Here is a 12,816-nt window from a genome sequence, read left to right as displayed (position 1 = left end):
TTGTTAAACGAAACGAGATGAAATATTCTTTAATACAGATTTGAATTAAATGTAAAGGAGAAGATAATTATTATAAACTGTGAGTGGGTACTGTGTCCCATCTGTGGAAATAAAACACGTTTGAAAATAAGGGAAGATACTGAATTGAAGAACTTTCCTCTCTATTGTCCTAAATGTAGACAGGAAAATTTAGTTGATATAAAGCAGTTCAAGTTAACTGTGATTACAGAGCCAGACGCAAAGACGCAGAGCCGATAATCTGAGATTAGCATTCTCATTTTATCGGCTCTTTCTGTTTTATGTATTGTTATTATGATTAGTTTTTGATGTTTCTTGATTCATTGATACCACTAGCTAAGGCTTCAATCAACGATAGTTCTTTATCTGTGAAGTTATCCAGTAGTTTTTCTACCTGTAATCTTCGGGTACTTTTCGTCAGATCATTATGAGGTAAGAAAAACTCATCAACGGACACATCAAGTAATGATACAAGGTCATAGAGGACTTGTATGCTTGGGTGTTGCCCTTTATTTTCAATATTAGTTAGGTAACGTGGGTCAATCTCAATCAATGCTCCCACTTGTTCACGAGTTAAACCTCGCTTCATTCGAGCTTCTTTGATTGCTAAACCAAAGGCTCTAAAATCGAATTTATCTTCTTTCTTACGCATAATAGACCACCTCTATACATTTTACTGTTCCTGTTGAATTTGAAACAGGTATAGAAAAACGTGTTAAATAGTTTTTCAGTTCCTATTAAATTACATTCTTAAAAGCACTACTCAACTTCAATAAAAAAACCGTTGTTTGGAAATGCTATTCGTGCTGTAAAAATATAAATCTCACTTTCAAATGGCGGTTTAATGGAGATAAACGTCGCCATGAGATATATTACATATAGTCTGATTCCTAGGTTGTTATCAAAAAAAGTTATCCACCAGCAATAGACAAATACGTCTATCGATGTGGTTTTATACATCATATAACAAGAATAATTAAAGCATATAAACAGAGAAATCAATCTGTCTATGTGCTTTTTTTGTATCTCTGGATATTTTTTAATGTTTTTTCAATTCTTAATGCAACAAATCGCCCTTTCACATTGGGAGTAAGAGTGAAAGGAGATAAAAGAGCAAAGCTCACTTCCTTTCCAAAGAAAGGGGGTGAGAAACATGAAACCATCTTCTTTTCAAGAGAGAATTGAACATCAGTTTGATTTTATCTGTATGCGAGCTATGGACGACGAGCGGAAGAATTATTTCCTTTATCTTTCAAGGCTGGCAAAGCGTGAAGTGTCCTTTTCGGATATTGGCGATTATCTCGTCAATCAGTTTGCAACGACAGACAGCTATTCATCTGATTTTCAAATTTTTACGCTCAATGATATTTCTGTTGGTATCGAAAATGATTTATTGAGTGAAGCACTAAAAGAATTGCCAGACAAGAAGCGTGAAATCCTACTGCTGTTCTATTTTATGGACATGAGTGATTCAGAAATAGCGGATTTACTGAAATTGAACCGCTCTACTGTCTATCGACATAGAACCAGTGGACTAGACTTAATCAAGAAGTTTATGGAGGAGGAAAATGAAGAATGAGAAAAGAATATTCCAGAATTCCGTTTCCAATGATTGTAAGGGCTTGTGATGGCGATACAGAAGCGATTAACCAGATTCTTCATCATTACAGAGGGTACATTACAAAACGCTCTCTTAGACTGATGAAAGATGAGTATGGCAATCAAAGTATGGTCGTTGATGAAGTTTTACGTGGACGAATGGAAACCAGACTGATTACAAAAATCCTGTCATTTGAAATTGAGTGACACTGCCCTATTTCTTTGTTCCTTGAAAACTGAATAATAGCAGTCGAATACATTTCGATAAGAAAAGAGCCAGCGGAGCTGACCGCCATGACCTATCCCCTAAAGATAGCGAGCGATTCAGTCAATGATCCAAGAAGCAATCTTTAGCAGGATTGCCAGCGAAGACATTCCTATCGTGATAATGATACTCCTGTACAGTCACAGTCCGAGCGTTCAAAGCGTCGCAGGCAATGAGTACAGTTGGACGAGAACCGTGCAAGGGTGAAATTCCCGTGAGCTTTGCTAAAGCTGTTCGATTGCTTGTAAAACTCCATGCTGTTTCTGTTTTATGTAGAAGCAGTATAACCGTGATTATCTTTGCAACAAAGTGAGGTGAAGCTATGCAAGAGAATAGTCAAAATAAAACTATGTGTATTGATAATACAAAATTTTATGTGATTTCAAAATTTATAGGAGCTGTAACACTTCAACATCTTATAAAGAGATTGATAAAAAATGAGGTAGGACAGGTCGTTAAATGACACTAAAACAGTCAAATAAATAGCTGAAACCCCTATGAGGGCGTGGTATAATGGAATGGATATGAGTTGTTTGTTTGCTGTGGAAAGGAGCTTACATTGTTAAAACAGCAAGCAAATAATAAAGAAAAAGTTGCATTATACTCTCGCCTTTCACGAGATGATGGGTTGGACAAAGAAAGTAATAGCATTGCTAATCAAAGAGAAATGTTGAAGCGATATGCGAAAGAAAACAAGTTTTATGTATATGATGAGTACATTGATGATGGATTCAGCGGAACAACTTTTAACAGACCTGCATTGAATCGAATGTTTGAAGATATTGAAGCAGGAAAAGTTAATGTAGTTCTGGTCAAGGATATGTCACGTCTAGGACGGAACAATGCACTATTCATGTACTATGTGGAAGAAGTTTTTCCAGATTTAGATGTTCGCTTTATCGCTATCAATGATATGGTTGATACTGCACAAGATGATAACGAAATTATGCCCTTCAAATCTGTCTTGAACGAATATTATGCTCGTGATATATCAAAGAAAATCCGTAGTTCAATACGAACAACAGCTTTGACTGGCGGTTTTACAGGTGCATTTGCTCCTTATGGTTATTTAGTTGACCCAGAGAACAAAAAGAAATTGATTGTTGACCCTGAAACAGCGCCGATTGTGAAGCGGATTTTTGAATTATCACAACAAGGTACAAGTACACATCAAATCGCAAGGATACTTTGTAAAGATGGAATTTTAGTTCCTAGAGCCTATCGAGCAAAGAAAAAAGGGATTTTGGAGCAAAGCAAAGGATTTACGTTTCCTACTGATTGGGTTGGAAAGAATGTTAAGATGATTTTGGAAAATCAAGTTTATCTAGGACACATGGTATCTCATAAATCACAAACCAAATCATTCAAGAACAAGAAAATCGTTCCTGTGCCAAAAGAAGATTGGATAGTGGTTGAGAATACTCATGAAGCTATTATCGATAAGGAAACTTTTGAGATAGTACAAAAATTTATTAGTGTAAAGAAACAGCCTAACAAAACAGGGAAACCCAATATCTTTGTGGGATTGGTTAAGTGTCCAGATTGTGGAAGAAATTTAGCGTATTCCAATCCAAACGGAAATGAACCAAGATTCCGTTGCAGAACATACGCAAGAAATACCGAACTTTGCACTACTCACGCAATTTCATACAAAGCTTTATATGAAATTGTTCAAAATGATATTAAAAATCATGTAAATAGTATGGAAGAACTAGGAGACCATTTTATCAAAGAAATGCGAGAGCTAAGTGAAACGAGCGGAAGTCAGAAGATTCATCAATTCAACCAAGAATTAGTTTCCTTAGAGAAACGGATTGATGAAATAGACAGTATTTTTACCAAACTTATAGAGCAAAATGCTTTAGGGAAAATAACTGATGAAAGATTCTCTAAAATGTCTATGAACTATGAAACTGAACAAGCAGAGGTAGTGCAAAGCTATAGAGAATTAAAGTCAAAAATAAAATCCGAAGAGGAGAAAGTACAGGGTACGGATAGATTCCTTGAAACTATTAGTAAATACAAAGATGTTACAGAGTTAAACCGTTCTATGCTGTGTGAGCTGATTGATTCAATTTACGTGTATCAAGCAGAGGGAATCGGTAAAGAACGTACTCAAAAAGTAGAAATCAATTATAGGTTTCTAGCAGTGTCTCATTGATACATTCTCTGAAGGCAATGGAAGAAGTATGAGAATATGGCTTGACAATATATTGAAAAAGGAATTAAAACAAGTTATTGATTGGAGTAGAATTGATAAAGAAGATTATCTTTTAGCAATGGAAAGAAGTCCAATAAAAGATGTTGAAATTAAAGTTCTTTTGAAAGCAGCTTTAACGGATAAAATCAATGATCGAGATGTTTATATGAAAGGAATCGACGCAAGTTATCATTATGAAGGGTATTATGTTTATAGGACGAAAGATTTACAAGATGAGTCTTAAATGTTAAAACTAAAAGATTATAAAATAAAACATATTTGTTAGATGTAAAGGAATTATTCAAGTGATAGGAATAGGCAGGAGTAATGGAATGAAAATATATATTTGTCCCGTTTGTGGATATGACGGTTTAGATGAGAAGCCGTATGGTGAAAATTTTAATCCTTCTTATAATATTTGTTCTTGTTGTGGGTTTGAGTACGGATATAGTGAGGATCATGATGTTGATTTAGGCTATATTGTTATACCAAATGAAATGAAGGAAGCTGCTTTTCAATTATATCGAAAGCAATGGATTGAAAATGGTGCTCCTGTTCATACGCCTACGGAATTTCCGGAAGAACATCAATTAAATAATAAAGTGAGACGTGAAGTAGTCCTAACACAATTTGAAAGATTACAATTGCCAATTGATAATCTTGAATTTATGATGGATGATGATTTGGTTGTTGAAGATGATGAATCAAGTGTGGAACAGGCCCATACGGTATGGATGATGGATGAAGCGAGTAAAGGCGCAACTGACAAACAAATTAAACAGGCAGAGAAACAATTAGGGGTAAGATTGCCAACTCTTTATGTGGAGTTATTAAAAAGTCAAGATGGTGGCTATATTCAATACGAAGCATTCCCAACAGACTTCTCAACTTCTTGTGCAGATGATCGTATTAATGTGAATGAATTATTTGGAATTGGAACTGAGACGAGTATATTAGATAGTCCGGTTTTAATAGAAGAATGGGATTTACCTAAAAATATCATTCTTATTTCGGGTGATGGACATACATGGATTGCGTTAGATTACAGAGAGCATTCAAAAAACCCACCTGTTATTTTAATTGATGAAGAAGTTGGAGGTATACAAACACTGGCAGCAAGCTTTGAAAGCTTTATAAATGGATTGACGGTAGAAGAGCCAATGGATTGGGTTGATTATGTCTTATATGAAGCAAGTCAATTAGATGAGAGAACAAAAATGTCTATTGCAGCAGAAGTACGTAATGGTCGCTCAAATGAAGAGATACTAAAGGAAATCGACAGGGTTATTACAGGTGGAAAGGCAGAAACAATAGAGAGCTTTTTTTCGGAATTGATACAGATAGATGACTCTACACTAGAATTGTATATGATCAAGCAAATTTATGATCATGATTGTAGGAATGTTAGGGAAGTAGTAGCAGAACATTTAGCAGCTTGTGCAATTAGAGGGAACGATTCACTTGCGCAAAAAGATGTGAAGGAATATTTAATTGCAATGGAACAAAAAGAAAGCGATGAACATATTCGATATTTAATTGAGTTAGGTTTAGAGAATATAAGAAAAGGTGATTTATCATGAGTCTAATAAGTTATATTGGTTGCAATGTGAAGCTTCCAGAAAAAGGCTATGAGGACAATCCTATTGATGGAGGGATTTTTCTAGGACCGACTTATGCTGATGTAGATGAGAAAGCCGAAGTGAAAGAAGCTCAATTTTCGACTGAATATGTATATGAAGTCACTTTTGATAGTTGGGGAATGGAATTAACTCCTTATCAAGATAAGGATACATATGAGAAAAGTAAACTCGGTTTAGAGAAAGTGTGCGACATGATGGAGACCTATTTAAGTGTAGGCGACTATTTTGAGTTTTATACGTGCTGGATTGGCGATGAATATAATCCGAGGGAAGCAGACATAACGCTTACTATACGAGGTTGGTATACAGAAGGAATGGAATTAAGGGAACAAACATTGATTCGATTTGTTAAAAGTGAGTCGTAAAAATAAGTTTTAATTGATAACGAACATATAGATTTTATTGTGACCTGTTCCCACATACTACCGTTTTACTAAACATCTAAATACATCAATTTTATCCACTCAAGCCATGTGGGGTATGTGGCGTTGTGTGGCGTTGCTCGGAAAAATTGTCCCATTAAAATAGAAACTTCCAATTTAAAATAAAGATTTCCGATTCTGACTCGATCTCCGTTAAAATAAACATTCCCGATTTCCAGTTCAAAACCAATATTATCTCGGTCTTTCTTCAATAGGAACCCGGAATTTTTTATGCTTTTTTGATATAAAACAATATCTTTTCAATATTTCAATATAACGAAATTATCGTCGATTGGCCTGAAGAAATAGCGCATATCTTACATGTAAATGAAATTTTTGTTGATGCTGATAATGTAGATGTTTTACAACCCATATTAGTAAAGTCCCTGCACTATCCCTATTTGTAATAGGTCCCCTCCGTTGGATATTTATTCTATATTTAGACTAACACGACATAACCTATTTTCCAATTGGGAAAGTAAGTAAAATTCCGACAAAATACTACAATTTTCACTCTATGTTTTTAGCCTATTCCCGTAATTATTTCCAACTTTAGGAAACAATAGGTAATAATCCCCGTCTTTTTGTAAGAAAATGTTGCGTTTTATCCAAATGATAAGTTCTTAGTAACCTTGACACAATGAATTTATAGATTTATAGTATATTAAAAGTAAAGTTTCCTTTACTCAGAGGTGATTAATATCAAAAACAGAATTCGTGAATTACGTGAAGAAAATAACTTATTTCAAAAAGATCTAGCCCAATCATTAAACGTTTCACGACAAACAATTATTTCTATAGAAAACGGCCGTTATGACCCATCACTAAAGTTAGCATTACAAATTGCGAAACACTTTAATTGTACAGTAGAGGATATATTTCAATTAGAATTGGAGGATGAATAAATGAAAAGCTCTAAGTTGATAGCCCTGTTGATTAATGTAGTGATTCTAGGTATTGCGACGGTATTATTATTTAATGGTAATCAAGAGGGATTAGTATTTGGGTTAATTATATTTGGGGGAATTATTAATTTCCTAGTAGAATTAAGAATAACAGGTTTAGAGGTAGAAAGTGATGAGCGGTCTAAATGGTTATTATTAAAGGGAAATGATTTTGCTCACCGCATGACGTATTGTGGAATTATTGTATTACTATTAATACACTTTTTCTTTGTCAATCTACAAACAGGTTTTGTATTAATTTTATTACTAGTTATTTTATTTTTATCCGAAGCATTGGGCACACTGTTTTATTATTACAAAAAGTAACAAAGAAAAATTAAACGTATGAGTTTAATTTTTCTTTAAAATGGAAGCAAGACTTCGGTGATAGTTAAGATTGAAGAGGGCCTCAGGAATAGGCAAAATTTTACTTAGAATTAGAAAAGATTTGCTAGAATATTTCCTTGAAAAAGCTTACTTTAATAAGCAGTATGGGAAGAAAGAGAGATAGCTTGAATGCTAAAGAAATAAAAGAAGAATTTAGAAGGAGATATGCAAAAGTAAGGCGCAATTGCAATTTCCAGTACATACAAACCCTAATAGCTAAGTTGGGGATTTCCTTTTCTATGAAAATCTTCTATCTACTATGTCTAATTAAAATAAACATTACTGATTCCAACACCATTTCCGATAAATAAACATTTCCGGTTGGGGGATCTGAGACAATAATTTCCTTGGGATGCAGTACGCATAGTGACAATTTAAATTCACTATCGTAACTTCGTCTTTTCATGTTAGGGTACTCCTGTTGATAAATTGTTAGATACTATTATAAACTAGTTTCTCTCAATTTACTGTGTCCACTTTTAGACTAACATCAAAAGTATAGATGTTTAATAGTTCTAGTTAGTACTTTTGTCACATGTTATAACTGTCACAACTCTAAATTTGCTAGGGTTCACTTATCAAGAGTAAAATACAAAAGAATCATTTAAATCAATACTTTCACTTTGAGTACATGTATTTGAAGTGAAAGGTAATTATTTTAAAAATAGTAAAACCTGTATCTTAAATTACTTAATAGTAACATAAAATACAGGCTGATTTTTATTCATTTTTATTTAACTAAAGCACCCTTTATTTTAAGTATAATTCTCACAAATTGGATATATGAAGATTAACGAAATTACTTTCTATTTTTCATCACATCAGCTAATGCCTTAGAATTTATATCTTCTTCCGCACTTAGCTTTTCAATAATGTTGTGGTAGTCTTCTTTATTTCGATTTTGGCTTAGTTTATAAGCTGCTTGCACTTCTTGAATTTTAATTTTAAATCCGACTATACCTTTGATTTGTTTTTTCGTTTGGGAAGACAGATTTTCCCATAAAATTGCGTTCGTACGATGAAGTTCGTATTTTTGCAATAATCCTATAAGATCCTCTTCTAACTCTTGTTCATTCATAATATTAGCCGTGCCATATACATGAACGGCTTGATAATTCCATGTCGGCACATTTTCATGTTCATACCATGATGATGAAATATACGCATGTGGACCTTGAAACATAACAAGGACATTCTTATTCTCACCCTCGAACGTTATCCATTGAGGATTCGCATAAGCCATATGTCCAGTTATATAGTAATTATCACCTTTTTTATTTAATAATAAAGGCAAGTGAGTAGCAATTGGTTTCCCTTGTTCAGTTGTGACAATTGTACCAAAAGAATTCTCTTGAATGAAATCCCGAATTTCATTAACGTTAGTCACCTTAAATTTTTTTGGAATATACATAGAAATCCACCTTTCCAATAGGGTTATACGAGTGTTTTGCTCATGATCAAATCTGTTTGCTCTTCATCACCCATAAAAAAGGAGTGGGTTCCGATTTTAATAAATCCCATTTTCTTATAAAAGGCAATAGCATTTTCATTCTTTTCCCATACACCTAACCAGATTTTCTTTTTATTATGTTCCTTCACAACTTCCAATGCTTTATTAAACAGAACTTTACCAAGCCCATGTCTTTGAAATTTGATCTTAATATAAATCCTTTCGATTTCAAGTGAATCATGGCCCATTTCTTCAGACTGAGCATCATTGATATTGATTTTTAAATATCCAGCGACTTCATTTTTAAAATAAACAAAATAAAACTCTGAAGAAATATTGGATAATTCATTTTCTAATTGTTCAAGGTTAAATGCCCTTTCCAAATAGATCCTCATGTTTTCCGATGAATTTTGATCCTTAAATGTTTCATTAAATGTTTCATAACTAATTTCTTGAAGTTTATGTAAATCTTCAAGAGTGCACTTTTTCATTCTATTAGTCATTTTACTTTTTCGCCCCTTTATATAATCAATAACTTCTCTTGTTTCCCTTTTTTACATATTCCCAGTCAACCTCTATATTCTTTCTAACTCTTTGAAGAAGGTGAGAAATGATTTCTACTTCTCTTTCGGAAAAACCTGCTAATGCTACACTATTCGAATGATCATTCTCTCTTTTTATATAAGGATAAACATTTTTTCCTTTCACAGTTGGAAAGAGTTTTTTAATTTTTTGTTATGCTTTTCATCTTTTCTTTCAATAAATCCATTTACACACAGTTACTTCAAGGACATTTCAGACTCTCATTTTTACTATAGTAAAAGTGCAACCGCACATTGCAAAAGTAATAACGCCAAAATAATATTTATTATTCGATAATGTTTGAAATATGTATTGTGTAATAACCCTCCGAAAAATATCCAAGTTAGGGTAGCAATCATACCTACTGTGGCAATAATCATTTCAAAAAATAATAGCTTGCCTAGTGATGAGTAATAAGGTGTAATATATCCTGTTAATGCGGTAATCCCGAATAAAAATATTTTCACATTAACAATTTGCAGGACAAAGCCAATCCAAAAAGAGGGTTGTTTGTCAGATGTTTTATTGTCAGGCTTACTGATTGCGACCTGATAGGCAAGCCAGAAAATATAAATAGCTCCCGCATATGTGAGCATATTCATAATTGGATTTATGAAGTTTTCTAATCCAAAAATAAAGAAGGCACATAACGCCTGTACAAAAAAATAACCGGCAAAGATCCCGAAGTATAAAGGCTTTCCTTTTTTCCATCCATAATTCGTCATTGTATTTAATGCCAGAATATTACCCGGACCCGGTGTAAAAGCATTTATTAGTGCGTAGATAACAAATGAAAACAATACTTGAACTCCCATACAACATCCACTCTCCAATTTAAATCATCATACATAATTATAAGGGAGTTTCCTGGATATAGCATAATACTTAAAAGTCATGTCCTGATATAACTGAAATTTATAACAAACTGATTAGGAAGACAAATTTTCATTTATAATTCCTGTTCAACCTTTTTTAAAGCTTCCACATATATTTCACCAAGTCCCGATAACGTGACGTCTCTATGCTGTATTATTCCTACACGTATAAGTTCATCTACATTAAGAGGAACAGCAATAATATTATCCCCATGAAGATATTTAGGAAAAACACCCGAAGAAATTGTGTAACCGTCGAGACCAATCATAAAATTTACAATAGCTGCCCTATCACTGACTTTGATGCTTTTCTTCACACTTCTAGTACTTAATATTTCTTCTGAAAAATAAAAAGAATTGTACTCACCTTGTTCGAAAGAAAGGCAAGGGTAGTCATCTAATTCTTCCAAATTAATCGATTCTTTGTCAGCTAATGGATGGCTTTTACTAATAAACACGTGTGGTTTTGCCGTAAATAACTCTGAAAAGGTCAAATCCCTTTCTTTTAACAATTTTAATAAAACAGATTCATTATAATTACTTAAATAAATAATCCCTAATTCACTTCGTAAAGTTTTAACATCTTCAATGATTTCATATGTTTTCGTTTCACGAAGAGTAAACCCATACTCAGAAGCCCCAAATTGTTTTACAAGTTCCACAAAAGCATTGGCCGCAAAAGTATAATGCTGGGTTGAAATGGAGAAATGTTGCTTAGCTGGTTTTTCACTTAAATACTTTTCTTCAAGCATGTTAAACTGCTGCAATACCTGTCTGGCATAACCCAGAAACTCGGCTCCTTCATTAGTAACAGTAATTCCTCGATTCGTTCTAATGAATATAGTAATTTTAATTTCCTTTTCCAATTCTTTAATCGCATTCGATAATCTTGGCTGGGAGATGAATAAACTTCTTGCTGCTTCATTCATGGATCCCTTGCTTGCTACTTCTAATGCATATTTTAATTGCTGTAAAGTCAAATTGAACACCTCTCTTTCAAAGTTCCAATCATTTATTTAACAATAGATTTTACCACTTTTATATCGAACACATTCAAATTTATAGGATCCTTAGGAAGTTTTTTTCCGTTAAATGGTCCAATAGTTGTTCACAAGTTAAAATCCACTATTAAACTAACCTGCCCGTTAGTTTAAGTAAAAACTTTCACAATTTGTCTACAGGTTAATAATTAAATTACTCTTTATTATACAGATCTCCATATAATTTTTGAATTTGGTTCTGTAATTTTTTATTTTCTTTTTCTAATTCCATAACTTTTCTTTTTAAGGTTTTAATAAGGATTTCCTCCGAACGAGAATTTTTTTTTGATTTTGAGACTACGCTTGATGTTATTTGACGCTCACGAAGGGATTCGATTCTTTGCCTAATATCATGTTCCTTATAAAGCCATGATTTAGAAACATTAGCTTCCTCTGCTATTGAATTAAAATTAATAGCTTTACCTTCAATCGAAAATTTAGAAATCGCTTTGTCTACTTTTTCTCTTGTCTTTTGTGATTTCTGCTTCGCCAAACGTACAATTTCTGTTGTATTTCTAACTTGTTTATCCATCGATAATTACCCCGTTAAACTTCCAATGATTTGTTCTAAACGCTCTTTAATACGGCTATTAGTTTCTATTTGTCTTTGCCATTGTTTAACCTTAGCTATGGCTAATAACTCTTCTGTACGCTCTAACTGTTCTTCGTGCTGTGGTAAGAATTGCTTACTGGTACTGGTACAGAAGTGAGTGCAATCTAAGCATGCATTCGCAAGTGGACAACCACCTGTTATTACTGGCAATCTACAATAACCATTTGGAAGCACTTGTGCATTTATATTTTTCTTGAACCATTGAAGCTCTACATCATCGACTTCACTATCATCGTCTAGCTCGAGCACATCTCCATTATTGGTAACCAGTTTTTCCTGAAATTTAGTAAATTCCTTTTTTAGAGTTTCATCAAAGATATGAGCGTATCTGCTTGTCATTTCTGGGCTATCATGCCCGCCTCTCCACGTAAAGTGAGCGTTTCTCTACTTAATCCTACTCATTTCTGCTTGGTGCTTGCGCTTATATTCGTTAGGAGTAAGATAGTCCAGAGACCCATGAATTCGAATATTATTAAACCAATTTACGTAATCAAACAGCTCTAGATCTAGTTCCTGCTGACTTTCGAAAACTCTACCACTAACGAATTCAGTTTTAATAGTCTTAAATGTTGCCTCGGCAACCGCATTGTCATATGGTGTTCCTTTTTCACTTAGGGATCTTTCAATACCAAATGTTTCTAGTGCCTCGTCTATAAGTTTGTTCCCCTATCGGTGAGGAACAGTTCGAGGCGATTTAAGTTGTATTTTACTGTTGAAAAGGCACGTTGAACTAGCTCAGCACTCTTATTAGGACCAGCGCTGTAGCCAATAATTTCACGAT

The 12,816-nt window shown here is 33.6% G+C and carries 14 protein-coding genes and 5 pseudogenes; 9 read left to right on the top strand and 10 right to left on the bottom strand.

The window, feature by feature from the left end:
• Positions 1 to 63 precede the first annotated feature (63 nt).
• Positions 64 to 258, top strand: coding sequence for a cysteine-rich KTR domain-containing protein (locus ACFFIS_RS09865; RefSeq protein WP_011860842.1), 195 nt, complete (start codon positions 64 to 66; stop codon positions 256 to 258).
• Between the two features lie 58 nt (positions 259 to 316).
• Here the strand turns inward: ACFFIS_RS09865 and ACFFIS_RS09860 are convergent, their stop codons facing one another.
• Positions 317 to 670 (bottom strand): helix-turn-helix domain-containing protein, encoded by a 354-nt coding sequence (locus tag ACFFIS_RS09860; RefSeq protein WP_002324548.1) that lies wholly within the window; start codon positions 668 to 670, stop codon positions 317 to 319.
• A gap of 501 nt (positions 671 to 1,171) precedes the next feature.
• On the opposite strand from ACFFIS_RS09860, the gene ACFFIS_RS09855 reads away from it, so the two are divergent.
• The 8 genes and pseudogenes from ACFFIS_RS09855 (at position 1,172) to ACFFIS_RS09820 (ending at position 7,415) form a co-directional block, all read left to right on the top strand.
• Positions 1,172 to 1,597: an RNA polymerase sigma factor gene (locus ACFFIS_RS09855; protein ID WP_002324547.1), complete on the top strand. Its 426-nt coding sequence runs from the start codon at positions 1,172 to 1,174 to the stop codon at positions 1,595 to 1,597.
• Positions 1,594 to 1,824: a helix-turn-helix domain-containing protein gene (locus tag ACFFIS_RS09850; RefSeq protein WP_002334012.1), complete on the top strand. Its 231-nt coding sequence runs from the start codon at positions 1,594 to 1,596 to the stop codon at positions 1,822 to 1,824. Before ACFFIS_RS09855 ends, ACFFIS_RS09850 begins: the two co-directional genes overlap by 4 nt.
• Before the next feature lie 617 nt (positions 1,825 to 2,441).
• Positions 2,442 to 4,043, top strand: coding sequence for a site-specific resolvase TndX (gene tndX / locus ACFFIS_RS09845; protein WP_002324544.1), 1,602 nt, complete (start codon positions 2,442 to 2,444; stop codon positions 4,041 to 4,043).
• A gap of 4 nt (positions 4,044 to 4,047) precedes the next feature.
• Positions 4,048 to 4,326: pseudogene (locus ACFFIS_RS09840) on the top strand (protein adenylyltransferase Fic); the annotation flags it as partial.
• Positions 4,327 to 4,753: 427 nt separating this feature from the next.
• Positions 4,754 to 5,230: pseudogene (locus ACFFIS_RS09835) on the top strand (SMI1/KNR4 family protein); the annotation flags it as partial.
• A gap of 428 nt (positions 5,231 to 5,658) precedes the next feature.
• Positions 5,659 to 6,087 (top strand): hypothetical protein, encoded by a 429-nt coding sequence (locus ACFFIS_RS09830; protein ID WP_320378246.1) that lies wholly within the window; start codon positions 5,659 to 5,661, stop codon positions 6,085 to 6,087.
• A gap of 749 nt (positions 6,088 to 6,836) precedes the next feature.
• Entirely contained in the window at positions 6,837 to 7,049 is a 213-nt protein-coding gene (locus ACFFIS_RS09825; protein WP_390187264.1) for a helix-turn-helix transcriptional regulator, read from the top strand.
• Positions 7,050 to 7,415, top strand: coding sequence for a hypothetical protein (locus tag ACFFIS_RS09820; RefSeq protein WP_320378247.1), 366 nt, complete (start codon positions 7,050 to 7,052; stop codon positions 7,413 to 7,415). It begins immediately after the preceding gene.
• 310 nt (positions 7,416 to 7,725) lie between these two features.
• On the opposite strand, the gene ACFFIS_RS09815 is transcribed toward ACFFIS_RS09820, so the two are convergent.
• From ACFFIS_RS09815 to ACFFIS_RS09775, 9 genes and pseudogenes are all read right to left on the bottom strand, one after another.
• Positions 7,726 to 7,881, bottom strand: a complete 156-nt coding sequence (locus ACFFIS_RS09815) for a hypothetical protein (protein WP_390187261.1) — start codon at positions 7,879 to 7,881, stop codon at positions 7,726 to 7,728.
• 393 nt (positions 7,882 to 8,274) lie between these two features.
• Positions 8,275 to 8,886, bottom strand: a complete 612-nt coding sequence (locus ACFFIS_RS09810) for an FMN-binding negative transcriptional regulator (RefSeq protein WP_390187260.1) — start codon at positions 8,884 to 8,886, stop codon at positions 8,275 to 8,277.
• A gap of 23 nt (positions 8,887 to 8,909) precedes the next feature.
• Positions 8,910 to 9,428 carry a spermidine/spermine N(1)-acetyltransferase gene (gene paiA, locus ACFFIS_RS09805; protein WP_320378249.1) on the bottom strand — a complete coding sequence of 173 codons (519 nt, stop codon included), beginning with the start codon at positions 9,426 to 9,428 and terminating at the stop codon, positions 8,910 to 8,912.
• Between the two features lie 25 nt (positions 9,429 to 9,453).
• Positions 9,454 to 9,698: pseudogene (locus ACFFIS_RS09800) on the bottom strand (winged helix DNA-binding protein); the annotation flags it as partial.
• A 39-nt stretch (positions 9,699 to 9,737) separates the two neighbouring features.
• Positions 9,738 to 10,322 carry a LysE family transporter gene (locus tag ACFFIS_RS09795; protein WP_320378250.1) on the bottom strand — a complete coding sequence of 195 codons (585 nt, stop codon included), beginning with the start codon at positions 10,320 to 10,322 and terminating at the stop codon, positions 9,738 to 9,740.
• A gap of 134 nt (positions 10,323 to 10,456) precedes the next feature.
• Positions 10,457 to 11,362 (bottom strand): LysR family transcriptional regulator, encoded by a 906-nt coding sequence (locus ACFFIS_RS09790; protein ID WP_390187257.1) that lies wholly within the window; start codon positions 11,360 to 11,362, stop codon positions 10,457 to 10,459.
• 214 nt (positions 11,363 to 11,576) lie between these two features.
• Entirely contained in the window at positions 11,577 to 11,954 is a 378-nt protein-coding gene (locus ACFFIS_RS09785; protein WP_320378252.1) for a DUF6262 family protein, read from the bottom strand.
• Positions 11,955 to 11,960: 6 nt separating this feature from the next.
• Positions 11,961 to 12,392: pseudogene (locus ACFFIS_RS09780) on the bottom strand (transposase); the annotation flags it as partial.
• A 27-nt stretch (positions 12,393 to 12,419) separates the two neighbouring features.
• Positions 12,420 to 12,816, bottom strand: a pseudogene (locus ACFFIS_RS09775) (transposase); the annotation flags it as partial.

Origin of the sequence: Paracerasibacillus soli, assembly GCF_042432965.1 — a bacterium.
GTDB lineage: Bacteria > Bacillota > Bacilli > Bacillales > Amphibacillaceae > Paracerasibacillus > Paracerasibacillus soli.
This window is presented reverse-complemented; position numbering and strand designations above follow the sequence as displayed.